Raw genomic sequence first — 26275 nt, 5'->3', positions numbered from 1 at the left:
GATGTTTACAACATGACAAAAAAGCAGAGCGCCCATACATTCCGTACAGTAGTGGCGGGGACACCAACAACGGCAATGGGAATGACCATAATGACCTCAATAACCTGAACGCCCCTCACCCCCCAAACGCCCTTTCCACTATCTCCATCTGCTCCTGCTCATGCACTTTCGGGAACCCCGTGGCGGGCGAAGCGGCGGCGCGGCGGCTTGTGCATTTCCAGCCGTAGTGCCCGTGATTGATGGCCAGATAGCTCCAAGCGCCCATGTTGTAGGGTTCTTCTTGCACCCAGTGGAGCTCGGCGTTGTTGTATTTTTTCAGCACGGCATCGAACTGGTTTTTCGGGAACGGGTACACTTGTTCGAGGCGGACGATGGCCACGTCGTCGCGTTTGTCCTGTTGGCGGCGCTTGTCCAAATCGTAATAGACCTTGCCCGTGCAGACGAGCAGGCGCTTCACTTTTTTGGGGTTGGCGCTGTCGTCGTCAATGAGTTCGCGGAAGCGGTTGCCAGTCTCAAGCTCTTGGATGTTGCCGAGGTTGAAAGGCGCACGGAGGGTTGATTTGGGTGACATCACCACCAAAGGTTTGCGGAAGGGGCGCACCATCTGTCGGCGCAGCAGGTGGAAAAAGTTGGAGGCCGAGGTGACGTTGGCCACCGTGATGTTGTTCTCCGCGCTGCCTTGCAGGAAGCGGTCGAGGCGGGCGGAGGAGTGTTCGGGGCCTTGGCCTTCGTAGCCGTGCGGGAGCAAGAGGGTGATGCCGCTCATGCGTTGCCATTTGGCTTCGCCCGCGAAGATGAATTGGTCAATGATGGTGCCGGCGCCGTTGGCGAAGTCGCCGAACTGTGCCTCCCAAATCACCAGCGCGTCGGGTGTGGAGAGCGAGTAGCCGTATTCGAATCCGAGCACGGCGTATTCGCTGAGGAGCGAGTTGAAGATGCGGAATTTGCCCTGCTTGTCGGCGAGGTTGTCCAAGCGGTTGATTTCTCGGTAGTTGTTGGCGTCAATGATGCAGGCGTGGCGGTGGCTGAAGGTGCCGCGTTTCACGTCTTGTCCGCTCATGCGCACGTCGTGGCCTTCGAGCAAGAGGCTGCCGTAGGCGAGCAACTCGCCGAGTTGCCAGTCAATTTTGCCGGTGGCGACCAATTGTTTTTTCGCCTCGTTCAGTTTGGCGATTTGTGAAATGGGGGTGAAGTCCTTGGGGAAGGTGAGCAAGTGGTCGAGCAGTTTGTCAATCGTCTTGCGCGGGATGCCAGTGTCGGGGCTTTCCTGAAAATCGCTGTCGTCGGAGGTTTTTTTCAGCGCCTTCCAGGCCAATTCAGGCTCTTGGTAGGTGTAGGGTAGTGGTTTTTGGCGCACATTGTCGAGGCGAGCTTGCAGGTCGGCGCGGAATTTTGCCTCCATGTCTTTGGCCAGCATTTCGTCCACGTCACCGCGGGCAATGAGTTTTTGGTTGTAGACCGTGCGTGGGTCGGCGTGTTTTTCGATGATTTTCCACATTTCGGGCTGGGTGAAGCGCGGCTCGTCGCTTTCGTTGTGGCCGTTGCGGCGATAGCATACCACATCAATGAACACATCGGTGTTGAAGGCTTGGCGATATTCCACCGCGAGTTCGGCGGCGAACACACAGGCTTCCGGGTCGTCGCCGTTGACGTGGAACACCGGGGCCTGCACCACGCTGGCCACGCTCGTGCAGTAGGTGGAAGAGCGGGCATCTTCCCAGCTCGTGGTGAACCCGATTTGGTTGTTGATGACCAAATGCACGGTGCCGCCCGTGTTGTAGCCTTCGAGGCTCATCATCTGAATCACCTCATAGACGATGCCCTGACCTGCCAACGCCGCGTCGCCGTGTATCAAAATCGGCAGCAGTCGGTCGAAGTCGTCGCTGTAAAGGATATCGAGTTTGGCGCGGCTGAAGCCCTGCACCACGGGGTCCACCGCTTCGAGGTGGCTGGGATTGGGCAACAGTTTGACGTACACCTTCTTGCCATTGAGGGCGTTGACTTGCGAGGAGTATCCTTGGTGATACTTCACATCGCCGGAGCCGAAGCTGAGGTCGGGTATGCTTTTGTCCTCGAAGGCGCTGAAAATCTGCTCATAAGTCTTGCCCACTATGTTGCACAGCACATTGAGACGCCCCCGGTGGGCCATGCCGATGACGACTTCCTCTACGGGCGTGTCGGTCTCTGCGGCGCGATTTATCATGGCATCGAGCACGGCGATGGCCGATTCGCCGCCTTCGAGGCCAAAGCGTTTTTGGCCCACGAATTTGGTGGCCAAAAACTGCTCGAAGCCTACCGCGCCGTTGATTTTTTCCAAAATGCGTTTTTTCTTTTCAATGGAAAAACCATAGTCGGGCGAAAGGTCGCGCTGTTCGATTTTCTTGCGCAACCACTCTCTTTTTTCCTTGTCGAACACCTCCGTGAATTCAAAACCGATATTGCCGCAGTAGAGCAGGCGCAGGCGTGTCACGATGTCGCGCAGGGTAGCGTTCGGCATGCCCAATTCCAGGCCTGCGGCAAAGCGAGCGTCCAAGTCGGCATCCGAAAGGCCGTAGTCGGCCAGGTCGAGGCGGGGCTTGCGGTCTTTGCGGGGTTTGATGGGGTTGGTGGTGGAAAGCGTGTGCCCCCGGTCGCGGTAGCCATGAATGAGGCCCAACACGGCGAATTCTTTTTGCAAATTTTCTCCCGATGGCGTTCCGTCGCCTGTTGTGGCGGGGCTGCCGTTCGCCGAGGTCAGGGCAAAATCAAAACCTTTGAAAAATGCTTGCCAGTCGGCTTCCACCGAGGCCGGGTCGCGCTGCCAAGAGCGGTAGAGGGATTCGATATATTGAGGGTGCGCGTTGAAAACAGCAGAATGGTCTGTCATTGCGAAAAATATGTTGATGAAGGCGCTCCGAGGCGGCTTGTGTTGACAAGTCAATTTGTGTCAACCGCCATGTGCACTTTGAACAGCCTGTTTGTTTAGCCCGCAAAAGTAGCAAGTTTGACAGGCAATTTTGGACAAGAACGAAAGGCAAAAAATAACGCGCCGACAGCCCTTCAAGTTTAGTGCCGCAAAACAAAGAGAGAAAATTTGTCGAACGTGAATGTTTAAGCACCCTATTGGGCATTTTCAAATTTGCCACGAAGTCACAAAGACGCAAAGCAAAATACTCAATGATTTGTGCATTTTGAGTCTTTGCAGCACAAAAATAACGTTGTATCTTAGCCCAAGTCTTTAGGGTGAAACAAAATTTTGTCAGAATGTAAAAGAATCAAAAAATTGAAGCGGAACAGGTAGGCCGAGATAATGGTGGTCTTAGAGACCGTACTGGACGATAGCCGCCTGCGCCGCTACAAAGTCATGCGAGCCTGGACAGTTCAATAGGTCTTAGAACCTGCATCTACAACGATAGGCCAAATATACCTCGCGCCGCCAAGTTCTCAGCATGGTTGGAAGGATGAGATCACGTTTACTAAACTTCAAAAGTTTAGTAAACGTTACCCTAGACGATGCTGAAAACTTGGCGGCGCGAGGTATACATGACACAATTTAATTGAACCAACTTTCTGACAAAACTATGGTTGAAAATTACATTGGCATTGATGTAGGCAGTAAGAGGTTGGATTTGTCTTTCCTTCAAAATGGGTATCCAGCCAGTACCCTTCTGCCTAACAACGTCTCAGCCATTAGCGCCTGGGCCAGCCAACTTGGTGCCACCGACCACTGCGTATTTGAGGCTACGGGGGTCTACTCCCGGAATTTGGAATACGTTCTATCGGAAAGAAACCTTGCCTTCAGCAAGGTAAACCCGAGTAAAATAAAAGGTTTTATGTCTGCCAGCGGAAAACTGCAAAAGTCTGACAAACAGGATGCCCATTGCATCAGGCAATATGGCGAGTTGTTCAACCCTGACCAGAGTCTTGCGTTAAAGGCTGCGGAGTTGGAGCGAAAACGTTTGGCGCAGGCAATGATGGCATTAGAAAAACAAAAGCATTGGCTTGAAAACCAAATCCATGTGCTGGCACAAGAGCCTGTAGCCATCCCGCTCCTAACCCAGGGGTACCAACAATTGATTGAGGCCATAGAGGAACAGCAGGGAGCAATTAACACCCGATTGGGCCAATTCGCAACCCCACAGGAAGAGCACGCCAAGGAACTGATGCAAACCATTCCTGGTATCGGGAAAGGAACTGCAAATGCCCTGGCGCTTTCAACTCAATGCTTTGAGCATTTTGACAACGATAAGCAGGTAGTCAAGTTCTTAGGTCTGGCGCCCGTAGAAGCACATTCGGGCACTTCCGTCAAACGAAGACTTGGCATTAACCGAACGGCTGTGCCTCAGGTCAGAGCCATCTTGTATATGGCAGCCACCGCCGCAATACGTTATGACCCGCGTTCCAAAGAACTTTTTGATCGACTCAGAGCCAGCGGAAAACCACCCAAAGTAGCCAAGGTAGCTGTCATGCACCAACTCGTCCGCTGGGCTTTCGCTGTCGTTAAATCAGGAAAAGTGTACGACCCAGAAATCGATAAATCATTCTCAAAAAAACTGACAAAATTTAATTCGCTTTTTTCTTGGGCCTTTAACGCAGTTCGTCCAGTAGTGTGAACTCATGCAAATGTGAAAAACTGAGCCGCTTATGTCTTTTTTCTCGACCATAGCTTCAAAAATACACACTTGGGAACAACTGCCAGCCACGCTCAGCCAGTGGCGAGCCAGTGGCGAAAAAATCGTGTTCACCAATGGCTGTTTCGACCTGCTTCACTTTGGCCACCTGCACTATCTGGCCGATGCCCGCGACCTCGGCGACCGCTTGGTGGTGGGCCTCAATAGCGCCGCCTCCGTCCGCCGATTGAAAGGCCCCACGCGCCCCATCAACGACGAACTCACCCGCACACATTTGCTCGCGGCACTCGAAGTGGTGGATGCTGTGGTGATATTTGAGGAGGATACGCCCCTCGAGCTGATTCAACTCGTGCAGCCCGACATCCTCGTGAAAGGCGGCGACTGGCAGCCGGAGCAGATTGTCGGCTCCGACGTGGTGTTGGCACGAGGCGGGCGCGTGCTAAGCCTTCCATACATTCAAGGGTATTCGACCACGAATATCGAGCGCAAAATCAGGGCGCAACAGTAGAATCCAGCAGACTGCGGCATATAAGTATGTTACTGGCAAAAGTGTCCCGAACGATCACCCACCCCTGCCGTTCATTTCCGTTGATAAGGAACGGGTTAGCTGTCGGGGTTCGAGTTGACAAAAGTAAGCGCATTCCCCGTGTTTTGGTTCGGTCGCGTGTGTTGTTATGCCTTGCGTCGCCAAGTTTTGAGCATCGCCAAAAGTGCAATCTGCTAAAAATTGGGGAGAGCAAGCATGGCGAACTGACAAATCCTCGTGAATCAAGGCATAACTTTGCCCACCCTTTTCGCTCGCACCATGCCAACCACACAAGCAGAAGAGAATTACCTCAAGGCTATCTTCACCATCGTGGAAAAAGAGGCCGGCCCCGCGCTCACCAATGCCATTGCCGCCGTGATGCAAACCTCTGCCGCGTCCGTCACCGATATGCTCAAGCGCCTGTCGGACAAGCAGTTGATTACTTATGAAAAATATCGGGGCGTGCAGCTCACCGAGGCGGGCAACCGTGTGGCAACGGCGCTCATCCGCAAGCATCGTTTGTGGGAAGTGTTTTTGGTGGACAAATTGGGATTCGCTTGGGACGAGGTGCATGTGCTGGCCGAACAACTTGAACATGTGCAGGGCAACGACTTGGTGACGCGCCTCGATGCTTTCCTCGGCCACCCCAAATTCGACCCGCACGGCGACCCCATCCCCGATGCCGAAGGACGCTGGACTTTCCGCAAACAGGCACCGCTCGCAACCCTCCAACCCGGCGACCGGGGCGTGGTGACGGGCGTTGACGACCACAGCGCCGCTTTCCTGCAATATCTCGACCAGCTCGGCCTGACACTCGGCGCCGAAATAGAATTGCTAGAGCGTTTCCCCTACGACCAATCGGTGCGCGTTCGCACGGGCGATGGCCGCGAGCTGACGCTGAGCGACAAGGTGACACACAATCTTTTCGTGAAAACGTGAGAAAATGGTTCGATTGTGCTCACTGAACCGATTAGCGGCGCAGCATTTTTACCAACATCCCACTTTTGAGGCGCGGCTCGAAATAGGTGCTTTTGGGCGGCAGGCTTTCGCCCGCGTCGGCCAGTTTCATCATGTCGTCGAAGGAGACGGGGAACAACACAAAACCGATGCGGTCGTCGCTGCCGTTGGTGGCTTTGCGCACCCCGTCCAAGCCTTTCGCGCCCTCTATGTAGGTGATGCGGGTGTCGGTACGCACATCGGTGATGCCAAAAATCTGGTCGAGCACGAACTCGTTGAGCAGCGTCGCGTCGAGCACCACGCGGTCTTTGGCGTGGGTTTTCAGCACGGATTCCTTCCAACGCAGACTGTACCAGTGCTTTTGGGCGTACATCACGAGCTCGTGCTTTTCGAGTGGCTTGCGCGGCACCTCCAACACATCAAGGTCAAAAATCTTGGACATCTTCACCATGAAATGTGTCGGGCTGACATCTTTTAGCCCTTCCACCACGCGGTTGTAATCGAGGATTTCCAGCTGGTCGGTAGCAAAAAAAGCGCAAAACAGGCTGTCGAAATCAAATTCCTTGCTTTTGTCTTTCAGCCGCTCGTGCAGAAGCGCCACGGTGGTGGTTCGGTGGTGCCCGTCGGCGATGTAGGTGCTGTTGACGTGTTGGGCAAACAGGCGCTGCAATTGTCGGATGTCCGCCTCCGCCGTCACCATCCATACGCGGTGCGTCTGGCGGTCTTTGACGAAGCGAGTGACATAGAGCGGCTTGTGGGCTTGGGTGAAGTGTTCGAGCCAAAGGCTAATGTCTGGCACGGGCGGGTAGGTCAGCAGCACGGGCTTGAGTATCGCGTTCCATTTAAGGAACAGCTGCATTTGCTGTTGCTCGCGCTCGCTGAGTGTCTTTTCATGTTTTTTCACCTTGCCCGCAAAAAAATCCTCCACGTCGTTCAAAGCGATAAGACCCGTGTGCAGGTGGTCGTCGGTTTCTATCTGATAGACGTAGAGCGCGTTTTGTGGTGCTTTTTCAAAAAAGCCGTTGGCCTGAAATTCGCGGAAAGAATTTTTCGCGTCGTCGCAAAACGAATCGGGAGAGGCGATAAAATCGAAATTGGGATAGGTAGCCTGAAAAGGTTGAATCTTCATGCAGAGAGTGGTTAAGGCGCTCAAAAGTAGGGCTTTTCGACGAAGTCATTTGTATGGAGAAAAGTTGTCAGAAACCAAAAATCTTCGACCTTTGCCAACCGCCCCACCATAACATCTTTTTCAAATGCTCGTTTGTGGGCTTGTCCGTCAGGGCAATTTTGAATTTTTTTTCGACCTGTGATGAAACATCAATCCGCCTTTGTTTTCATTTTTTTCATCCTTAGCGCAGGGCTGCTCCAAGCCCAAGCGGTCAGCGAGCTCGAAGCTCAACTAAAGCGAGCGACCAGCAAGAGCGACAAGATGAACATCTCTTACCAATTGGCTGAGAAACTGTTGGGCTCCAATCCCACCAAAGCCGCTGCCTACGCCCAGCAGTCGAGCCAGTTGGCCACCGAAATCGGCGACAAGCGCCGCGAAGCCGACGGTGCCTTTCTGAGCGCCGAAGCCCTCTATCGCGCCCGCAACTACAAGGAAGCTGCCACCCGTTTCCAACACTCGTGGCAGTCGGCTCGCAACTACGGCCTGCGCGACGTGGCGCTCAACTCCACCGAAAAGCTGCAAGACATCGCGCTCAAACAAAACGACTACCGCGAGGCGCTCAAATGGAGCCGCGAGACGGTGGCCTATCTCAACGAGACGGGCGGCGGCGGGCGCAGCGGCGGCGATGTCGTGCGGAGGCTCGAAAACCAACTCGCCAAAGCACAAGCTGAAAACCGCGAGCTGCGCGAGCAAATCGCCCAACTAAGCGGCCAAAGCCAGAATCTGGAGGCATCCTACCAGTCGCAAATCAAGGAAGTGCAGGAGAAGACCAAACAAGAACTTACCCAAAAGGAAGCCGCCATCACCCAGATTTCCACCGAAAAGCAAAAAGCCGACTCCCTTGTGAGCACCAAAGTGGAACAACTAATGAAACTAAGCGAACGCCAGATGGTGGATTCCATCATCAAGGCGCAACAGGAACGCGAGATACAGGTGCAAAAGACGCGACTGGCAGAGGCAGAGCTGTTGCAAAAAAAGAGCGAGAACCTGCGCAACGTGTTGGCACTCGTGTCAGGCTTTGTGTTGGTGTTGGCAGCCTTGTTCTACCTGCGTTTCCGCGCAAAAAAACGCGCCGCCAACCAATTGTCTCAAAAAAACGCACTTATTGAGGAAGAAAAAAAAAGAAGCGATAATCTCTTGCTCAACATCTTGCCGCCAGCCATCGCGCAAGAGCTGAAAACCCGCAACAAGGTCGCCGCCCGCAAATATGACCAAGCCACCGTCATGTTCACCGACTTTATCGGCTTCACCAACATTGCCGAGCGCCTCAGCCCCGAAATGCTCGTGGAGGAACTGGATTTTTGTTTCTCGAATTTCGACAAAATCATCAGCAAATACCGCATCGAGAAAATCAAAACCGTCGGCGATGCCTACATCTGCGCTAGCGGCCTTTCCGATATGAATGCCAGCCCTTCCGACATGGTGAAGGCTGCGCTGGAGATTCAGGATTTTCTGCAACACACCAAGGCCGAACGGCTCAATCAAGGCTTGCCCTACTTCGAGGCCCGCGTCGGCATACATACCGGCCCTGTGGTGGCAGGCGTGGTGGGTGCCAAAAAATTCGCCTACGACATTTGGGGCGACACGGTGAACACCGCAGCCCGCATGGAAGAAGCCTGCGAACCCGGTCGCGTCAACGTCAGCGAGGATGCCTACTGGCTTGCCAAATACGAATTCGAGTGGCAGCATCGCGGCAAAATCGCCGCCAAAAACAAAGGGCAAATGGATATGTACTATGTCACTTCCGCTAAGTCGTACTGACCTTTAAAGCGAGAGATAGAGAATGAGACCCATGAGTATGATGAACAACACCCAAGCCCAGATGCTGAGGCTGTTGTCGCGCCAGATGTTGTAGAACTTTTCCATCACATTACGCCAGTCAAGGTCTCTTCCTCTAGCGCGGCTGGCAGGTTCGTGCACCAAGCAAAAGTACTTGCGCAAGCCCTTGCGCGATTGGTCCCCGTGTTTGGAAAGAATCAGGAAATCGGAATTTAGAAACTCCATGTCAAACAACTCGCTCTTGCCCGACAACTCCAGAATAAGCGTGTTGTCTTGATTGAGGCGCTTCCAGCTGCCTTTCGCCACGTTGCCATCGAGCGAGAGCAGGTATTCCCCCCCATTGTTGAAAATATGCAGAATAGCCTCGTGGAAGCCCTCATCGTCGCGCACCTCCTTCCATCGCTTGCTAAGCCAGAATTTTTCCTCCCTCAAATCTTCGCTATACGGTGTCACTTTCGACAAAATGAAGTCGAGGTGAGCATCCATGTCGCCCAAATCCTTCGGCAAGTCAGGACTGATAGCGTGCGAGATGTCGCGAAAAAAATCGTTGTAGAAAGCCATAGTTCAGTTGGCAGCCCGTGTCGCTGATTGACAGTTTGTGGGTTGCTCATCAGTTGTCAACAATTGATTCAAGGCACAAAAGTCGGGAAAATAACGGCAAATTTAATCCGCGCTTTTTTGCAGCTTTGCCGCCATGAAACTCACCCGACTTCCCGATGCCATCGCCTACCGCTCCGAAGGAGCTGCCGAGGGCCTGCCGCTGGTGCTGCTCCACGGCTTTTGCGAATCTCATTCCGTCTGGGACGTGTTGATGCCTTCGCTGCCCGCCACTTGCCGCGTCGTTCGTCTAGATTTGCCCGGTTTTGGCGCATCGGCACCACTCGCTGCGGCGAGCATGGGTGCTTATTCGGAGGCCATTCGCGCTGTGCTCGACGAACTCTCCGTGGAAAGATGTGTGCTTGTCGGGCACTCGATGGGCGGATACGCGGCGCTCGAATTTGCCGAACACCACCCCGAACGGTTAGCAGGGTTGGGGCTTTTTCACTCGCATCCGTTCGAGGATTCCGACGAGCGCAAGGAGGCTCGCCGGCGCGGCATAGAGATGCTGCAGGCGGGCAAGCGCGATCTGTATGTGTCGCAGCTATTTCCCGGCTTGTTTGCCGAAACGTTTGCAAAAACCCATCCCAAACGTCTGAACGCCTTGATAGACGAGGCAAAACGTTTTGCGCCCGAAGGCATAGCGGCTGCTTTGGAAGCCATGCTCGGGCGCAAGAATCATACAGAAACGCTGCGCCGCATTGCCTGCCCCGTGCTTTTTGTGCTCGGCGAGCAGGATGCCATCGCGCCGCCCGAACAGGCGCTGCAAGCCGCCGTGCTGCCCCGCGTGGCGGATGTGCACATTCTGACCCGTGTGGGACACATGGGAATGTTTGAGGCCACCGAAAAGAGCGCTGAAATTGTGCGCGAGTTTTGGGAATTTTGTGCCAAAACGATTTAGCCCCCCGTTATTTCGAGGCTACCCGACTGACATTGAGTTTGCACCTGCTCCTTCTCGCCATCCTTCCCGGTCTGCTTATTTGCTACGCCATATTCCGGGCAGACAAGTACGAGCGCGAACCGCTCGTGCCCCTGTTGGTTTGTTTTGGACTGGGAGCAGCCGCTACGTTTCCCGCCTTGGAGATTGAAAAATGGGCGTTCGCGCAATTGCGCCCTTACGAAAAAGGATTTTTCACCGTCGTGCTCACGGCGTTTGTTGCTTTGGCACTCAACGAGGAGATGTTTAAGTTTGCCGTGCTGCGTTTTGCGGCTTTTCCCCGTGCCTTCTTCAACGAACCCTTGGACGGCATTGTCTATTCCGTGATGATTGCGATGGGGTTTGCCACCATGGAAAATTTGTTCTACGCCAGTCGCTTCGGCATGGAGACGTTGTTGCTTCGAGCCTTCACCGCCGTGCCTGCCCATTTGGTTTTCAGCGTGGTGGCTGGCTACTACGCGGGTTTGGCCAAATTTGCCCACACGCGGCGCAACGTGTTGCTTTGGCGGGGCTTCGGTATGGCATTTTTGCTGCACGGCATCTATGATTTGTTGATTTTGCAAAAATGGTCGGACTGGTTGCTTGTGTTGGCCACCCTATCGCTCTACCTGTGCCTTTATTTCTGCAACAACCTGATTAAGGAACACTTGGACAACTCCCCCTTCAAGGCATGAGCATCGAAGTTTTTGGCATCCGACATCACGGCCCCGGCTCTGCTCGCAGCCTTGTGGAGGCATTGGAGCGTTTTCGCCCCGACCTGCTCCTCCTAGAAGGCCCCCCAGATGCGGAGGCACTCATCCCCTTGGCGCCGCACCCAGAAATGCAGCCGCCTGTGGCCATGTTGGTCTATAATCCCAAAAACCTCGAACAGGCATCCTTCTTCCCTTTTGCCGAGTTTTCCCCTGAATGGCAAGCCATATTGTTTGGCCTGAAACGGCACATCCCCCTGCGTTTCATGGATATGCCCATGGGCGTGGCGTTCGCCATGCGCGAACAAGCCGCACCGCCGACCTTGAATTTTCAGGAGAAAAACGACGATAGCCTGTCAGCCGACCCGTTCCGAAAAATGGCGCTGCTCGCCGGATATTCCGACCCCGAACGCTGGTGGGATGCGTTGGTGGAACGTTCCGCAGTCCCTCCCGCAGCAGACATGAGCGCACCGGATGCCTCCATTTTTTCCGTCATTCTGGCATTGATGCAGGCCATGCGCGAAGAGACCATTGCGGAGCGCGACAACCTGCTCCGCGAAGCGTTCATGCGCCAACACATTCGCGCGGCGCGTAAAGAGGGTTTTTCAAAAATAGCGGTCGTGTGTGGCGCTTGGCATGGCCCGGCGCTGGCTGATTGGGAAAAAACGAAAGCGGCGAACGATGCCGCGCTCCTGAAAGGTTTGCCAAAAATCAAGACCGAGGCGACTTGGATACCTTGGTCGTTCGACCGCTTGGCCGCCCAAAGTGGATACAGTGCCGGGGTGGTGGCACCCGCGTGGTATCGAACCCTGTGGGAATGCGGCATGGGGCACTCCGAAGCCCCCGCCCGAAGCCCACAGGTGCAATTCCTCACGCAGGCAGCTCGATTGTTGCGCGAAAACGACTTGGCCGCCTCTTCCGCGCACGTCATAGAGGCGGTGCGGTTGGCAGAGCATTTGGCGGTGTTGCGCAACACGCCCTCGCCGGGCATCGAAGAGTTGCGCGAGGCAGCAGTGACGGTACTCTGCAACGGCGCGGAAAAACAATTGGAGCTGATTGACCAACAGTTGGTCGTCGGGGATGTACTGGGCGCAGTACCTTCCACATTGGCGGTGCCACCGCTCAAGGCTGATTTTGAGCAACAGGCGAAAAGTTGTCGTTTGAAAAAAAACACGCAAGAAGAGGTGCTCGAACTTGACTTGCGCAAAGAAGCACATTTGCAAAAAAGCCGATTGTTGCACCGTCTCAACCTCTTGGGGGTGGCTTGGGGAAAAATGCGGGAAGTCGGCGGCGGCAAGCAGGGGCGTTTTCACGAGCATTGGCAACTCAAATGGCTGCCCGATTACGAAATCAGGCTCATCGAAGCAGGCACATGGGGCAACACAGTGGAAGATGCCGCATCGAGGCGCGCTTGGCGCAAGGTGCGCGACTCGGACGAGCTGCCCGAACTTACTCAATTGCTGGATACGACGCTCAAGGCCGACCTACCCGCCATCGTGCCCGATTTGCTCCATAAACTCCGCACGGTCAGCGCCTTGGCCAAAGATGCGCTATTGCTCGCCGATGTGGTGCTGCCGCTGGCCGAAGTGCTGCGCTATGGCGCTGCCCGCCAACTCAATCTCGACGCGGTGGCGCAGCTGCTCGGCCAGATTGTGCCACGGGTGTGCATCCAGTTGCCCGCCGCCAGCACTGGCGTGGACGAGACCGCGGCTGCCGTTATTTTGAAAAAAATACTTGCCGTCAACCGCGCATTGGGCATTTTGCAAATGCTCGATTATGAGACATCTTGGGGCAAGACGCTGGAACACATCACCCAACTGAACAACGCGGCACCCCTGCTCGCCGGGCTTTGCTCCCGGATGCTCTTCGACAAGGGCATTCGCTCTTCAGCCCAAACTGGCGACTCCATGCGCTTCCGCCTTTCGCGTGCCGAAGTGCCCGCGCTGGCCGCCCAATGGCTGGAAGGCTTTTTGCACGGCAGCGGCCTTTTGTTGTTGCATCACGCCGAGCTGTGGCAAACGCTTGATGGTTGGGTGCGCACACTTTCGCCAGACGATTTCAAGGAGCTGCTCCCCTTGTTGCGCCGAACATTCGCCCAGTTCAGCGAGCCAGAGCGCCAGAAAATGCTGGACTTGGCCAAGAACGACACCCCGCTCGCCGTGAATGCGGGGCAAGAGGAAGGATGGGACGACGAGCGAGCCGCGGGCGTGTTGGCGTTGGTGCAAGCCATCTTTAAGGATGCTACAACAGTCCAAAGCGGCTGACCGCTTGCACGATGTCGTCGCCCACCGGGTGCAAAATGCCGCGAATGCCCAACGCCGCCGCCGCTTCCACGTTGGGGGGCAGGTCGTCGAAAAAAACACACTCCTCCGGCACCATCCCGGCATCGGTCAGCACATATTCATACACCTCTCTGTCGGGTTTGCGCAGGCGAATGAGATGCGAGTAGTAGACCCCGTCGAAATAGCGCGTTTGGAAATCTTCGATTCGATGCTCCCGCACCATGTAGTCGTCAATCCAAGTGGCGTGCAGGTCGTTGATGTTGCTCAGCAAAAAAACCCGATAGCGTGCTCGAAGACGCAGCAACATCTCGAACCGCTCCCGTGGCATTTGAAGGAAGATGGAATTCCAAGCCGCCACGACTTGCGCTGCGTGAAGCGGCGGAACGGAGGCAAAACGAACGGCTTCCACGAATTCTTCCGTGCCAAGCTCGCCTACCTCGTAGCGTTCAAAAACCCGGTCATTCAGGAGTTTTTCTATGGCTGCCGCAAAATTTTCCCCAAAAAGTTGTTTCAAATGACGCTCGATATTCGATAGTTCGAGGTCGAAAAGGACGTTTCCGAAATCAAAAATGACGTTTTTTACAGACTGCATGATGCGGCAAAAGTGAGGATTTATACCCGAACGAAAACGTTTTGCGAGTTTGCTTTGACCGATAAAACAGAACTATTTAGCCAGAGAGCACGCCCCGAAAAATTTGTGGCAACTTCCCTTACCTTTGCCCCCGCTTTAACCATTTATTTCAAAAATAAAAAAAAACGAGGCCGCAGGATAAAAACAAACGTGCCTCAACCCTCACATAATGGCTCGCGTAGAACTTGTGATGCCCAAAATGGGCGAAAGCATCATGGAAGCCACCATCTTGAAGTGGCGCAAAAAACCCGGCGACCGCATCGAACTCGACGAACCGGTGCTCGATATTGCTACCGACAAGGTGGATAGCGAAGTGCCGTCACCTGTGGAAGGCGTGCTGCTCGAAATCCTCTTTCAGGAAAACGATGTGGTGCCAATCAACAAAGTCATCGCAATTATCGAAACGGAGGCGGCCAACGCTCAGCCCGCTGCCTCGCCTGCCACGGCACAAGCCACAGCGACCAACGGCGCGCAGCCACAGCCTGCCACGGGCAGCGAAAGCGCCAGCAGGGCTGCGAGTGCCCAATCCGTGCCTGCCGATGCCGGGGCGCTGGGGCGGCAGTCCTCGTCGGAAGGGCGTTTCTACTCGCCTTTGGTGCGCACGATAGCCAAGCAGGAGCAAATCGGCCAAGCCGAATTGGACCGCATCCCCGGCACAGGTCAGGATGGTCGCGTCACGAAGAAAGACATACTGGCCTACGTCGCCAGCAGAGGCAGCGGCCAGCAGCAGCCCGTAAGCAGCCAACCGCCAGTGCAAGCCCCCGCCGCACAGCCTCAGCGCCCAGCGGTCAGCATCGAGGGGAACGTGGAAATCGTGGAGATGGATAGGATGCGCAAGCTCATCGCCGAACACATGGTGATGAGCAAGCAAACCAGCCCGCACGTCACCTCGTTCGTGGAGGTGGATGTGACCAATCTCGTGAACTGGCGCAACCGCGTGAAGGACGAGTTCAAGAAAAAGTATGGCGAGAATATCACGTTCACGCCTATTTTCATCGAAGCGGTCGCTCGTGCCATCCGCGATTTCCCGATGATAAACATCTCGGTGGACGGCACGCGCCTCATCGTGAAAAAGGACATCAATATTGGTATGGCTGCCGCGTTGCCAACGGGCAATCTCATCGTGCCCGTCATAAAAAACGCCGACTTTCTAAATCTCGCGGGCCTTGCCAAGCAGGTGAACGACTTGGCGAACCGCGCGCGCCAGAACCAACTCAAACCGGACGAGATTCAGGGCGGCACTTTCACCCTCACCAATGTGGGCACTTTTGGCAATGTGATGGGCACCCCCATCATCAATCAGCCGCAAGTGGCCATCATGGCGACGGGGGCGATTCGCAAAAAGCCTGCGGTGCTTGAGACGGAGTATGGCGATGTGATTGCCGTGCGCCAGATGATGTTCCTCTCCATGTCCTACGACCACCGTGTGGTGGACGGCAGCTTGGGCGGCTCCTTCATTCGTCGAGTGGGCGATTATCTGGAGCAGTTTGATGTGAATAGAGCGGTTTAGATTTCAAAAATCCGCTCCATCGGCACCCATTTTTCCCCGGGCTTGGCTGAGGGCAATGCTTGTTGGTATTGCCACATGAGTGTTTCCCATTCTTGCACTTTCGGATTGGCGGCATCGAGCGCGGCTTTTTTTTCAAAAGAAAAATGGTCGTCGGCCTCCAAGAGCATGAAGAGCCTTTCCCCCACGCGGTAAATTTCCAACCGCTCGATGCCCGCCGCCCGAATGCTCTCGAGTATTTCGGGCCACACGGCGCGGTGGTAGTCCTCGTATTCGGCTATGAGGACGGGGTCGGGTTTGAGGTCGAGCGCGAGGCAAAATCGTTGCATGGGAATGGGTGTTGAAAGAGGGTGGAAGCATGAAGTATTGGCGAGGGTTAGAGCAAAGCCGCGCCGAACACGCCTGCGCTGTCGCCGAGTTCGGGTTTCAGGAAAACGGTGTCAATGCGCGTGTTGAACAGGTATTTTTTTGCTTCGGCCACACCGTCGGTGTAAAGGCGCTCGATATTGCCCACGCCGCCGCCGAGCACGATGGCATCGGGGTCCATGATGTTGATGACGACGGCGATGGCTTTGCCAAAAAAGTGAGTGAGGCGCTCCATCGTTTGGGCGGCAGCCTCGTCAGTTCCAGTCTCGGCGGCTTTTGCGATGTCGCGCAGGGGCAAGTGTCGCGCCGTCAGTTTTTCATAATAACGCTCCAAAGCTGGGCCAGAAATCACGGTCTCGACGCAGCCTGTGCGCCCGCAGTAGCAAGGGCCTCCACTCTCGTCGAGAAAATTGTGCCCCCATTCGCCGCCGATGCCTTGCCGCCCGTTGATGACTTTCCCATGTATAACCCAGCCGCCGCCGACCCCCGTGCCCATGATGACGCCAAACACGACTTCCGCATTTGGCACGGCGGCCGGCACTTTCCCCAGCAGGGCCTCTGCCACGGCGAAGCAGTTGGCATCGTTGGCCAAACGAACCGGTACGCCGATTTTTTGCTCCAAATCCACGTTGAAGGGGCGCCCGTTCAGGGCGGTGGTGTTGGCGTTTTTAATCGTGCCGGTATTGGGGTCGAGGGTGCCCGGATGCCCGATGCCGATGTGGGAGGGCCGCAAGCCAGACTCGGCAGCGAGCATTTCCACCAACTTGGCGACTTGATTGACGATGTGTTCGTAGCCTTTGCCCGACTCTGTGGGGATGCGCAGGCGGTGCAACACCTTTGGGTTGTGGCGGCTTTCGAGTATGACACCTTCTATTTTGGTGCCGCCGAGGTCGAGTCCCCAGAGCGGGGCGTGCCCGTTGACCTGACCTGAAGGAAGCGGGATTGCTTGTTGTGTGTTCGGCATGGCTTCTCGTTTTATACCTTGATTCGCTAGGATTTGTCAGTTCACCATGATTGATGTCCGTGATTTTGAACAGATTGCGATTGCAGCCATGCCCAAAAATCTGGTGGCGCGAAGCATACAGTGTGCTGTATGCTCGATTTCTTTGCGGCGAAGATATACCTTGATTCGCTAGGATTTGTCAGTTCGCCATGATTGATGTTCTTGATTTTTAGCAGATTGCGCTTTTAGCCATGCCCAAAACTTGGCGGTGCGAGGCATGATGATTGCTGATGTGCTCAATCTCTCTACTTTTGCTTCGCAAACCAACGACCCATCACCAATCCAACCAGTCACCATCCCATGTCTCTTTCCGAAAAGATTGACGCTCCCTCTGCTCCCAAACCCGTCGGCCTGTATCCTCACGCACGCCGTGTGGGCAACCTTTTGTTTCTCTCCGGCATTGGCCCACGTGACCCGGCGACGGACGGCGTGCCGGGCCTGAAACGCTCTCCGGCAGGCAACTATATGGAATTTGACTTTGAAGCACAGGTGCACTCGGTATTCCGCAACGTGCAGGCCGTATTGGAAGACAGTGGCGCCCGATGGGAGGATTTGGTGGACGTGACGGTGTTTCTCGTCAACATGGAGCGCGATTTTCACACGTTCAATCGCATCTACGCCGAGTATTTCAAGGATAGTCAGCCCTGTCGCACCACAGTGGGCATTGACAGCCTGCCTACGCCGATTGCGATTGAGTTGAAGTGTATTGCCGTGATTTCGGGCTAAACCGCAGAGTCACGGGGAGACGCAGGGCTTGTCTTTTGGAAGAATCTTCTCTGCGTTTTCGCGTCTCTTGTACCTTGATTCGCTAGGATTTGTTAGATGAACATGATTGATGTTCTTGATTTTTAGCAGATTGCGATTGCAGCCATGCCCAAAACTTAACGGCGCGAAGTATACCGTGAAAAAATCACTCATTCGCAACGACTCGAATCCCCAATTCCTCCAGTTGCTTTTTGTTGATAGTGTCCGGCGCGTCAATCATCATGTCGCGGCCTTGATTGTTTTTTGGGAAAGCGATGAAATCACGGATGCTGTTCACGCCGTTCATCACGGAGCACAGGCGGTCGAAGCCGAAGGCGATGCCGCCGTGTGGGGGCGCTCCGTATTCAAAAGCGCCGAGCAAAAAGCCGAATTGAGCCTCTGCCTCTTCGGTAGCGAAGCCCAAGAGTTTGAAATTGCGGCTTTGCAAGTCGCGGTCGTGAATACGGATGGAGCCGCCGCCGATTTCCACGCCGTTGAGCACCAAGTCGTAGGCGTCGGCGCGGATGCCTTTGAGCACGGCGTGGTCGTTCGATTCCATTTTCACGATGTCGGCGGGTTTGGGCGAGGTGAAGGGGTGGTGCATGGCGAAGAATCGGCCTTCGTCTTCGTCCCATTCGAGCAGTGGGAAATCCACGACCCAAAGGGGCTTGAAGTCGTCGGGTTTGCGCAAGCCGAGCCGCGAGCCCATTTCGAGGCGTAGCTCGGATAGTTGTTTGCGCGTTTTTTCGTCCTCGCCACAAAGGATGAGCAGCAAATCGCCCGATTTCGCGCCGCCTTTTTCTAACCAAATTTTCAACTCATCGGCGCTGTAAAATTTGTCAACAGAGGATTTGACGCTTCCGTCGGCTTCGTATTTTACGTAGACCAAACCCTTCGCGCCGATTTGGGGGCGTTTCACCCACTCGGTCAATTCGTCGAGTTGTTTGCGGGAGTATTCGGCGCAACCGGGCGCTGTAATGGCGATGACAGACTCCGCGCTATCGAACACTTGGAATCCTTTCCCTTTCGCAATGTTTGATAAATCAACGAATTCCATCCCAAATCGCAGGTCGGGCTTGTCGCTGCCAAAACGCCGCATGGCCTCGTCGTAGGTCATTCGGGGAAAATCGCCGAGCGTGATGCCGAGAGTGTTTTTAAACAAGTATTTGGTCAAGCCCTCGAAGGTCTGGAGAATGTCCTCTTGGTGGACGAACGACATCTCGCAGTCAATCTGCGTGAATTCTGGCTGGCGGTCGGCGCGCAAATCCTCGTCGCGGAAGCATTTTACGAGCTGAAAATACTTGTCGAAACCCGCCACCATCAGGATTTGCTTGAAGGTCTGCGGGCTTTGCGGCAGTGCGTAGAACTGGCCTTTGTTCATGCGGCTTGGCACCACAAAGTCGCGCGCGCCTTCGGGTGTGCTTTTGATGAGGTTGGGGGTTTCCACTTCCACAAAGCCTTGGCTCGCAAGGTATTTGCGGGTTTCGATGGCCAAGTTGGAGCGGAACAGGAGGTTTTTCTGCACGGTGTTTCTCCGCAAATCGAGGTAGCGGTATTTCATGCGCAGGTCGTCGCCGCCGTCGGTGTCGTCCTGAATTGTGAAGGGCGGTGTCTTGGCCGCGTTCAGCACTTTGAGGTCAGTCACGCGGATTTCGATGTCGCCTGTTTCGCGGTTGGGGTTTTTCGAGGCGCGTTCGCGGACTTGGCCGCTCGCTTGGACGACGTATTCGCGACCCAAGTTGCGGGCGCGTTCGCACAGGGCGGCGTTGTCGTCCATGTCGAACACCAATTGCGTGATGCCGTAGCGGTCGCGCAAGTCCACGAAAGTGAGGCCGCCGAGGTCGCGGCTGATGGCGACCCAACCGGAAAGGGTGACTTCTTTGTTTATGTCCGAAAGGCGGAGTTCGCCGCAGGTATGGGTACGATACATGGTGTTCGTTGTTTGTTGTTTGTTGTTCGTTGTTTGTTGTTTGTTGTTCGTTGTTTGTTGTTTGTTGTTCGTTGTTTGTTGTTCGTTGTTTGTTGTTTGTTGTTCGTTGTTCGTTGTTTGTTGTTTGTTGTTTGTTGTTCGTTGTTTGTTGTCCGACTATTGTCAGGAGTGGGGGCAACGAAAAAAGAGCCGCAAATGTAATTGAAAGCGCCATAAACGATGGGGGAGGGTTTTTACTTTGCTCCCAAACGTATGCGATGTGGCAACAGATTTTGTTTTTGTTAAATCCACATGACGCAATGACAGGTTCGCGGTGGGTTTTGCAAAATTTGCATGGTTTTTGACTTGACGGGAACCCGTGGGTTATGTATCCGAGAGACTGACACATAATCACCTTTGTAACCCATCCAAAACACATACACACGACATACATGGAAGGCAGCCTAACGCAGTACATGGTTGATTTCACCATGCCCCAAGATTTGCCTGAGGAATTTGTTAGCCGCATCCCACATCAGCGCGCTGCCGTCAACAGGCTTCTCAACGAGGGCAAAATCCTCAACTACGCCCTGTCGCTCGAAAACTCCAAATTGTGGGCGGTTTTTTCCGTCCAGTCCGAGGCGGAGCTCTTGCAAATCATTCAAACCTTACCTTTGACCCGCTACATGAAAGTACGCATCAGCGAACTGACTTTCTACAACGCGGCTCATCCATTTTTGCCCGCTTTTTCTGTGAATTGAGCGCGTTGGTTTATTGATGTAACTGCTTGCCCCCACGACTATTGGCTACATCAATAAATTGGCTTTCTATGTGCAAATTTCCTCTCCGTTTCCCTGCCTGTCTGACAGGGTTTGTTTTCCTGTTTTTCACCCATGCGCAAGCGCAGTTGCCTGCCGGGGCCAATGCTTTTGCTTTTTTGCAGCAGCACGATTCGCTCAACATCAGCATCGAGACCGACCTGAAGCAGCTGAAAAGCGACAAGGCCGATGAAAAGTGGCAACCCGCGGTGTTCAAAATTTTGAAAGGCGACAGCGTGGCCGTGCGGCTCAACGTGAAGGTGGCGGCGCGTGGCAATATGCGCAAAAAGACTTGCGAGTTCCCGCCCGTGAAGGTGCGTTTCTACGAACAAAAACCTGAGAACGATAGCCTTGCCGATATCAACGAGCTTAAATTGGTGACGGGCTGCGACCAATCGCCGCTGAACGACGAGTGGGTCCGGCGCGAATATGTGCTCTACGAGCTTTACAACCTCGTGACGGAGCAGAGCTTTCGGGTGAAGCCAGCTCATGTTCGCTTTGATGACACGCAGCGTAAGGGTCGCAGCGCGGAGAGTTTTTCGTTTTTTCTTGAAAGTGAGCGAGAAATGGCTGCTCGCATCGGTGGCTTCCCCATGAAGCCGCGGGTGGGAAGCACCCGCACGCTCGATTCGGTTTCCTACGACAGGATGTGCTTGTTTGAGTTTATGATTGGCAACACGGATTGGAGCGCCCGCTCCCGCCACAATATCAAACTTGTGTACTTGAACGGCAGCGACAAAATAATCGCCGTCCCTTACGATTTTGACTACGCGGGCGCTGTGGGCACCAACTACGCCATCCCCAACCGCGACTACCCGATTCAGACGGTGCAAGACCGATATTACTTGGGATTATGCCGCTCTGAAGCGCACTACCAGGAGCAATTCGACTTTTACCTGAGCAAAAAGGCTGCGTTGCTTGGGCATTGCGAGCGGTCGGCCTATTTGCCAGCCAACGCCCGGCGGCAGATGACAAATTATTTTGAGGGCTTTTTCAAAATATTGGAAGACCCGCGATTGGCCCGACGGGATATTCTGAAAAACTGCAACAAAGGCAGGTGAGAGGAATCTGATAATTTGAGAATGAGATATACCTCGCGCCGCCAAGTTTTTTTTTAGCATGGTTAAAAGCCCCATCTTTTCAAAATCAAGGAGAGCGAGCATGATGAACTGACAAATCTCGACGAATCAAGGTATCGTCCGAGAATCCGAATGTCCGATAGATTTTCAGAAGGACTTTGTGCGCGCAACAAAATGGTTTTTTGCAAAAACCGTTTTTGGAGCCATGAAAAGATTTATCCTACCTGCCTTACTGTTGTTGCATTGCCACCTCTTTGCTCAATTGGAGCACATTCTCGAAGACCCTTCGGTGAATTGGGCGGCAGAATTTGAAATCATCCTGCCTGCCGACCCTCTGGCGTTTGCCACTCACGAGGACCGGTCGGCTTCGATAGCCGTGCTCAAGATAACCTCCGAGTACGAGTCTTCGCTACACAACTATGTGAATCACTCGCTGAGCGCCATTTTGTGGGAAATCGCCGAAAACGAAGAGTGGGATGTGTTTGCCAATGCCGAGCTGACGCGCCCCGTAGATTCGGAAGAGCTGATGCAGATGCTGAGCGGCCCGGACACCATCGTTCGGTTCGACCCCTCCACTTACGAAGAAAAGGTGCAGATTGCTTGGGATATGCGCTCTTCTCCGCAAGATGCGCGGTTCGTGAAGGTGCGCCAATTGCTCACCTACAACGACGAGGCGGCACGATTCCATGTGCACACGTTGGCCATAGCGCCTGTGGCTCGCAACGAGGTGCCTCGTTTTTGGCTCAAAGTGCCCGAAACGGAGGATTTTCGCCCCGACACGCTTATTGCCAATGCCGAGGTGACGTGGGCGGCGCGATATGTGACCAATGTCAGCAGTCCGCGCATCAGCGATTTTCAAGTGTTGAAAGACGATACGGATATGCCCATCATGGAGCGTTTTTTCTACCGCATCATGGCCGATACCTCGGTGCTGCTTTATGGTGGGCTGCTGGACGAAGCGCCGCTGCCCCCCGACCGGCGGGCCTGCCTGTTCTCTTGCATGGACTCGGTCAGCACATTCGATCCGGAGACCTATCTGGAGCACGTGGAAGTGTTTCACACCGAGTTGATGCCCGAGCAAATCATTGATTTGCAGATGATTCAAGAGTTTTTCTGGCACGATGAGGATGGGCTGCTCTACACGCGCCTGGTGGCTGTGGCACCTCGATACAAATTCTATTATCGAGAGGGTCAATGGTATCCAAGAGTAGGTTTCCTGCTGCGCTGCGACGAGTAGGAAAGCGGGGCAAGACAGGGGAAAAGTATTCCTCAATACTTTTTAGACTTGTTGCGGTGGAGGCCTTTGGCGAAGGGAAAGCCTTTTTTCCGACTGGCTTCGTTAAATTTTTCGCCGAATATGCCCGATTTCGACTGCAAAATTTGCCTTGCCAGTCGAAAAAATGACAATCCCCTTCACTCAAAACCCTCCGCCGCAACAAGTCTTTTCATCACCTTATACCTTTGCGCAAAAAACAAGCGGAGCCGAGCTGCCTCCACAATGCACTGCTTCTGCTCCTCCATCCACCGTGAATATCACCGCACTCTCCATTCGCCGCCCCTCCCTCATTATTGTCGTGTTCGCCGTGCTGACGTTTATGGGCGTGGCCAGCTATTTCAGCTTGCCCATTGAGATGGTGCCAAAATTCAGCCCGCCAGTGGTGACGGTGATTACCATTTATCCGGGTGCTTCTCCGAGCGAGGTAGAGAACGCGGTGAGCAAGCCTATCGAGGATGCCGTTTCGTCGTTGGAGGGTATTGAGCAAATTCAAGTCAGCTCGCAGGAAAACTCCTCATTCGTCACGCTCGAACTGGCGCAGACGGTGGATGTGGACAAGGCGGTGCAGGAAATTCAGCGAAAAATCAATCAGATACAATCCAGTTTCCCCAAAGAAGTGCGCAACCCGTTTGTCAATAAGTTCGCTATTGACGAGTTGCCAGTGTTGCGCTTGGCGGTGGCTGGCAATCTTTCCGGCACGGCGTTCTACGATTTGGTGAAAAATCGCGTGGTGTCGGAAATCGCGCAGATTAGGGGGGTGGCGCAAGTGAGCATATTGGGCGGCGAGGAGCGCGAAATCAAAATCAACATCTCTTCGCAGCGCCTTGAGCAATATGGGCTGTCGCTCCTACAGGTGGCTCAGGCCGTTCAGGCGGCCAATCTTGACTTTCCCACGGGCAAGGTGACTGGCTCGGATAGTCAGCTGCGCATTCGACTGGCTGGCAAATTCCTCACACTCGACGACATTCGGAATCTTGTGGTGGGGAGGAGCCGGTTTGGCGCCTCTATCTTTTTGAAGGATATCGCAGAGATTCAGGACGGCGCGCGCGACCCCGACGTGATTTGCCGCACCGACGGACAGCCTGCTGTGGGCCTCGTCATTCGCAAGCAAGGCGATGCCAACGCGGTGGAAATGTCGGATCTGGTGCTGGCGAAACTCAAGACGCTGGAGCAGATATACGCCGCGCAGGGGTTGCGATTTCAGGTGGTGGCCAACACCAGCACCTTCACCAAGGCTGCCACCGATGCGGTCATCCATGATTTGTTCATCGCTGTGTTGCTGGTGGCCTTGGTGATGTTGCTGTTCCTTCACAGTCTGCGCAACGCGCTCATCGTGCTGGTATCTATCCCGACATCCATCGTCAGCACGTTCGTGATGATGAAATTGTTCGGGTATTCGCTCAATTTGCTTTCGCTGCTCGGCCTGTCGCTGGCTATCGGTATTCTTGTGGACGACGCGATTGTGGTGATTGAGAACATATACCGACATCTTGAGATGGGCAAAAACCGGGTGCAGGCATCTTACGACGGGCGCATGGAAATCGGCTTCACGGCTATCAGCATTACCCTTGTGGACGTGGTGATTTTTTTGCCCATTATTTTTCAAGTGGGGCTTGTGCCGAATTTGCTCCGACAATTTTGCATGACAGTGCTGACCAGCACCTTGATGTCGCTGTTCGTCTCTTTCACCTTGGTGCCGTGGCTGACTTCGCGTTTTGCCAAAGTGCACCGCTTCAAGGGGAAAAATCTTGCGGGGCAAGCCGTGTTGCGTTTTGAAAAATTCATCGAATGGCTCACCGATGTCTTTGTGGGAGCGTTGGGCTGGGCCTTGCGCAGCTGGAAAACCAAGGCACTGACACTGCTCACCGCCACGAGTTTGTTTTTCGGCTCGTTCTTGCTGCTGACGGAGGGGTTCATCGGAAATGCCTTTTTTGACACCGGGGAGCGCGGAGAGTTTTTGCTCGACATCGAACTGCCAAAGGATGCCTCGCTCGCACAGACCAACGTCGTCGTCAAAAAAGTGGAAGAATGGCTCCGGCAGCAGCCCGATGTCGTGCGCACTTTTGCTACCGTGGGCGCTAACAACAAATCCTTCGGCGTAAGCGCTCCCTATCTCGCGGAGATTCAAGTCTATCTTACTCCCTATGGCAAACAGCGCGACGTGTCCACGTTGGTGTATGCGCGAAAAACAAAAATAAAGTTGGAGGAAATCATTGCTGGGGCCACCATTCGAGCCTCTCCGGTGGATATCCTCGGCTTGTCGTTTTCGCCCATCGAAGTCAAGCTGAACGGGCCTGATTTGGATAGCTTGCTTGTCCTTTCCGAGCGGGTGGAACGGGAGATGGCGCTTGTGCCTGGCTGTGTCGAAATCACCCCTACCGTCGAAGGCGGCAACCCTGAAGTGAGCGTGGAGGTGAACCGCCAACGCATGGCTGACTATGGGCTGGCTATGGCGCAGGTGGGACTGACGCTGCAAACGGCTTTTAGCGGCAATACCGACGCAAAATTCAGGGATGGCGACTATGAGTATCCCATTCGGGTCGCGCTCGACGCATTCGACCGCCGAAGCGCCGACGATATCCGCAACCTTTCCTTCGTCAATCCGTTGGGCACCACGGTCTATCTCAAACAATTTGCCGATGTGCGTCAGAGCACCGCGCCCACCCGCTTGGAACGCCGCGACCGCACCGCATCGGTCATGCTGACGGCGCAAGTGATTGGCCGACCCAACGGCTCGGTGGGCCGCGACATAAAGGCTCGGCTCGATACCATGCCGTTGCCTCCCAGCACGCAAATCAAGTATGGCGGCGACCTCAAGCGCCAAGAGCAAGGGGTCGGCACCCTCGGCTTCGCTTTGTGGACTTCGTTGGTGCTGGTTTACCTAATCATGGTGGCACTCTACGACAACTGGGTGTATCCGCTTGTGGTATTGGTGTCCATCCCTCTTTCGGTCATTGGGGCGTTTCTGGCGCTGGCGCTGGCACGGGAAAACCTTACCGTTTTCACGGGACTTGGCTTGCTTATGCTGGTTGGTCTGGTAGGGAAAAACGCTATTCTGGTGGTTGATTTTGCCAATCAATTGCGCGAGCGCGGCACGCCCTTGCGCGAGGCATTGCTGCAAGCCACCAAACTCCGCTTCCGGCCCGTGTTGATGACCAATATCGCGATGGTCATTGGCCTTTTGCCCATCGCGCTGGCACAGGGCGCGGGCGCCGACTGGAAAAACGGTCTCGCTTGGGCCATCATTGGCGGGCTGAACTCCTCGATGTTCCTCTCTCTCATCGTGGTGCCGGTGGTGTATTGGCTATTCGACCGAGGGTTGGAAAAGCTGGGTTTGGACAAAAAGGAGAAGGTGGAACTGGAGGAGTGAGGTTTTGGCGGATTTGACCGAGATGGT

20 protein-coding genes are annotated in these 26275 nt (G+C 54.5%); 13 read left to right on the top strand and 7 right to left on the bottom strand.

Features of this window, described 5'->3' with window-relative positions; all coding sequences use genetic code 11:
- Positions 1-115 precede the first annotated feature (115 nt).
- Positions 116-2866: a 2-oxoglutarate dehydrogenase E1 component gene (locus KIS77_13600; GenBank protein ID MCW5923374.1), complete on the bottom strand. Its 2751-nt coding sequence runs from the start codon at positions 2864-2866 to the stop codon at positions 116-118.
- Between the two features lie 694 nt (positions 2867-3560).
- Here KIS77_13600 and KIS77_13595 point away from each other — a divergent pair.
- The 3 genes from KIS77_13595 (at position 3561) to KIS77_13585 (ending at position 6075) form a co-directional block, all read left to right on the top strand.
- Positions 3561-4592: an IS110 family transposase gene (locus tag KIS77_13595; GenBank protein ID MCW5923373.1), complete on the top strand. Its 1032-nt coding sequence runs from the start codon at positions 3561-3563 to the stop codon at positions 4590-4592.
- A 31-nt stretch (positions 4593-4623) separates the two neighbouring features.
- Positions 4624-5118, top strand: coding sequence for a D-glycero-beta-D-manno-heptose 1-phosphate adenylyltransferase (gene rfaE2, locus KIS77_13590; GenBank protein MCW5923372.1), 495 nt, complete (start codon positions 4624-4626; stop codon positions 5116-5118).
- Positions 5119-5415: 297 nt separating this feature from the next.
- Positions 5416-6075, top strand: coding sequence for a metal-dependent transcriptional regulator (locus KIS77_13585; GenBank protein ID MCW5923371.1), 660 nt, complete (start codon positions 5416-5418; stop codon positions 6073-6075).
- Between the two features lie 31 nt (positions 6076-6106).
- On the opposite strand, the gene KIS77_13580 is transcribed toward KIS77_13585, so the two are convergent.
- On the bottom strand, positions 6107-7222 hold the full coding sequence (locus tag KIS77_13580; GenBank protein MCW5923370.1) for a DUF1015 domain-containing protein: 1116 nt from the start codon (positions 7220-7222) through the stop codon (positions 6107-6109).
- 180 nt (positions 7223-7402) lie between these two features.
- Between KIS77_13580 and KIS77_13575 the strand changes: the two genes are divergently transcribed.
- Positions 7403-9022 carry a hypothetical protein gene (locus KIS77_13575; GenBank protein ID MCW5923369.1) on the top strand — a complete coding sequence of 540 codons (1620 nt, stop codon included), beginning with the start codon at positions 7403-7405 and terminating at the stop codon, positions 9020-9022.
- A 3-nt stretch (positions 9023-9025) separates the two neighbouring features.
- On the opposite strand, the gene KIS77_13570 is transcribed toward KIS77_13575, so the two are convergent.
- The gene (locus KIS77_13570; GenBank protein ID MCW5923368.1) at positions 9026-9601 is read right to left on the bottom strand and encodes a hypothetical protein; all 576 of its coding nucleotides are present in this window, start codon (positions 9599-9601) and stop codon (positions 9026-9028) included.
- Positions 9602-9734: 133 nt separating this feature from the next.
- Here KIS77_13570 and KIS77_13565 point away from each other — a divergent pair, with 133 nt between their 5' ends.
- The 3 genes from KIS77_13565 to KIS77_13555 are packed head-to-tail and all read left to right on the top strand — an operon-like array spanning position 9735 to position 13527.
- Positions 9735-10538, top strand: coding sequence for an alpha/beta fold hydrolase (locus KIS77_13565; GenBank protein MCW5923367.1), 804 nt, complete (start codon positions 9735-9737; stop codon positions 10536-10538).
- Between the two features lie 38 nt (positions 10539-10576).
- Positions 10577-11248 (top strand): PrsW family intramembrane metalloprotease, encoded by a 672-nt coding sequence (locus KIS77_13560; GenBank protein ID MCW5923366.1) that lies wholly within the window; start codon positions 10577-10579, stop codon positions 11246-11248.
- Positions 11245-13527 (top strand): hypothetical protein, encoded by a 2283-nt coding sequence (locus tag KIS77_13555; GenBank protein MCW5923365.1) that lies wholly within the window; start codon positions 11245-11247, stop codon positions 13525-13527. The genes KIS77_13560 and KIS77_13555 overlap by 4 nt, the downstream gene beginning before the upstream one ends.
- Here the strand turns inward: KIS77_13555 and KIS77_13550 are convergent.
- Positions 13505-14137: an HAD family phosphatase gene (locus tag KIS77_13550; GenBank protein ID MCW5923364.1), complete on the bottom strand. Its 633-nt coding sequence runs from the start codon at positions 14135-14137 to the stop codon at positions 13505-13507. The genes KIS77_13555 and KIS77_13550 overlap by 23 nt on opposite strands.
- A gap of 208 nt (positions 14138-14345) precedes the next feature.
- Between KIS77_13550 and KIS77_13545 the strand changes: the two genes are divergently transcribed.
- The gene (locus tag KIS77_13545; GenBank protein ID MCW5923363.1) at positions 14346-15686 is read left to right on the top strand and encodes a 2-oxo acid dehydrogenase subunit E2; all 1341 of its coding nucleotides are present in this window, start codon (positions 14346-14348) and stop codon (positions 15684-15686) included.
- On the opposite strand, the gene KIS77_13540 is transcribed toward KIS77_13545, so the two are convergent.
- A complete protein-coding gene (locus KIS77_13540; GenBank protein MCW5923362.1) occupies positions 15683-16012 on the bottom strand; it encodes an L-rhamnose mutarotase in 330 nt (109 codons plus the stop codon). The genes KIS77_13545 and KIS77_13540 overlap by 4 nt on opposite strands.
- Positions 16013-16059: 47 nt before the next feature.
- On the bottom strand, positions 16060-17013 hold the full coding sequence (locus KIS77_13535) for an ROK family protein (GenBank protein MCW5923361.1): 954 nt from the start codon (positions 17011-17013) through the stop codon (positions 16060-16062).
- A 339-nt stretch (positions 17014-17352) separates the two neighbouring features.
- Between KIS77_13535 and KIS77_13530 the strand changes: the two genes are divergently transcribed.
- A complete protein-coding gene (locus KIS77_13530) occupies positions 17353-17778 on the top strand; it encodes a RidA family protein (protein MCW5923360.1) in 426 nt (141 codons plus the stop codon).
- Positions 17779-17962: 184 nt separating this feature from the next.
- On the opposite strand, the gene aspS is transcribed toward KIS77_13530, so the two are convergent.
- Entirely contained in the window at positions 17963-19726 is a 1764-nt protein-coding gene (gene aspS / locus KIS77_13525; protein ID MCW5923359.1) for an aspartate--tRNA ligase, read from the bottom strand.
- Positions 19727-20157: 431 nt separating this feature from the next.
- On the opposite strand from aspS, the gene KIS77_13520 reads away from it, so the two are divergent.
- The 4 genes from KIS77_13520 to KIS77_13505 all read left to right on the top strand — a co-directional run bounded on the left by KIS77_13520 (position 20158) and on the right by KIS77_13505 (position 26248).
- On the top strand, positions 20158-20466 hold the full coding sequence (locus tag KIS77_13520; GenBank protein MCW5923358.1) for a hypothetical protein: 309 nt from the start codon (positions 20158-20160) through the stop codon (positions 20464-20466).
- A gap of 68 nt (positions 20467-20534) precedes the next feature.
- Positions 20535-21584 carry a hypothetical protein gene (locus KIS77_13515; protein ID MCW5923357.1) on the top strand — a complete coding sequence of 350 codons (1050 nt, stop codon included), beginning with the start codon at positions 20535-20537 and terminating at the stop codon, positions 21582-21584.
- A 223-nt stretch (positions 21585-21807) separates the two neighbouring features.
- Positions 21808-22839: a hypothetical protein gene (locus KIS77_13510; protein ID MCW5923356.1), complete on the top strand. Its 1032-nt coding sequence runs from the start codon at positions 21808-21810 to the stop codon at positions 22837-22839.
- Between the two features lie 163 nt (positions 22840-23002).
- Positions 23003-26248 carry an efflux RND transporter permease subunit gene (locus tag KIS77_13505; GenBank protein ID MCW5923355.1) on the top strand — a complete coding sequence of 1082 codons (3246 nt, stop codon included), beginning with the start codon at positions 23003-23005 and terminating at the stop codon, positions 26246-26248.
- Positions 26249-26275 lie beyond the last annotated feature (27 nt).

It is taken from the genome of Saprospiraceae bacterium (genome assembly GCA_026129545.1).
Classification (GTDB): Bacteria; Bacteroidota; Bacteroidia; order Chitinophagales; family Saprospiraceae; genus M3007.
The sequence above is the reverse complement of the archived record's forward strand: the minus strand, read 5'-3'. Positions and strand labels throughout refer to the sequence as shown.

Coding starts and splice junctions, on each gene's coding strand:
- KIS77_13600 (MCW5923374.1), bottom strand. CDS start 2,866: ATGACAGACCATTCTGCTGTTTTCAACGCGCACCCTCAATATATCGAA.
- KIS77_13595 (MCW5923373.1), top strand. CDS start 3,561: ATGGTTGAAAATTACATTGGCATTGATGTAGGCAGTAAGAGGTTGGAT.
- rfaE2 (MCW5923372.1), top strand. CDS start 4,624: ATGTCTTTTTTCTCGACCATAGCTTCAAAAATACACACTTGGGAACAA.
- KIS77_13585 (MCW5923371.1), top strand. CDS start 5,416: ATGCCAACCACACAAGCAGAAGAGAATTACCTCAAGGCTATCTTCACC.
- KIS77_13580 (MCW5923370.1), bottom strand. CDS start 7,222: ATGAAGATTCAACCTTTTCAGGCTACCTATCCCAATTTCGATTTTATC.
- KIS77_13575 (MCW5923369.1), top strand. CDS start 7,403: ATGAAACATCAATCCGCCTTTGTTTTCATTTTTTTCATCCTTAGCGCA.
- KIS77_13570 (MCW5923368.1), bottom strand. CDS start 9,601: ATGGCTTTCTACAACGATTTTTTTCGCGACATCTCGCACGCTATCAGT.
- KIS77_13565 (MCW5923367.1), top strand. CDS start 9,735: ATGAAACTCACCCGACTTCCCGATGCCATCGCCTACCGCTCCGAAGGA.
- KIS77_13555 (MCW5923365.1), top strand. CDS start 11,245: ATGAGCATCGAAGTTTTTGGCATCCGACATCACGGCCCCGGCTCTGCT.
- KIS77_13550 (MCW5923364.1), bottom strand. CDS start 14,137: ATGCAGTCTGTAAAAAACGTCATTTTTGATTTCGGAAACGTCCTTTTC.
- KIS77_13545 (MCW5923363.1), top strand. CDS start 14,346: ATGGCTCGCGTAGAACTTGTGATGCCCAAAATGGGCGAAAGCATCATG.
- KIS77_13540 (MCW5923362.1), bottom strand. CDS start 16,012: ATGCAACGATTTTGCCTCGCGCTCGACCTCAAACCCGACCCCGTCCTC.
- KIS77_13535 (MCW5923361.1), bottom strand. CDS start 17,013: ATGCCGAACACACAACAAGCAATCCCGCTTCCTTCAGGTCAGGTCAAC.
- KIS77_13530 (MCW5923360.1), top strand. CDS start 17,353: ATGTCTCTTTCCGAAAAGATTGACGCTCCCTCTGCTCCCAAACCCGTC.
- aspS (MCW5923359.1), bottom strand. CDS start 19,726: ATGTATCGTACCCATACCTGCGGCGAACTCCGCCTTTCGGACATAAAC.
- KIS77_13520 (MCW5923358.1), top strand. CDS start 20,158: ATGGAAGGCAGCCTAACGCAGTACATGGTTGATTTCACCATGCCCCAA.
- KIS77_13515 (MCW5923357.1), top strand. CDS start 20,535: ATGTGCAAATTTCCTCTCCGTTTCCCTGCCTGTCTGACAGGGTTTGTT.
- KIS77_13510 (MCW5923356.1), top strand. CDS start 21,808: ATGAAAAGATTTATCCTACCTGCCTTACTGTTGTTGCATTGCCACCTC.
- KIS77_13505 (MCW5923355.1), top strand. CDS start 23,003: ATGACAATCCCCTTCACTCAAAACCCTCCGCCGCAACAAGTCTTTTCA.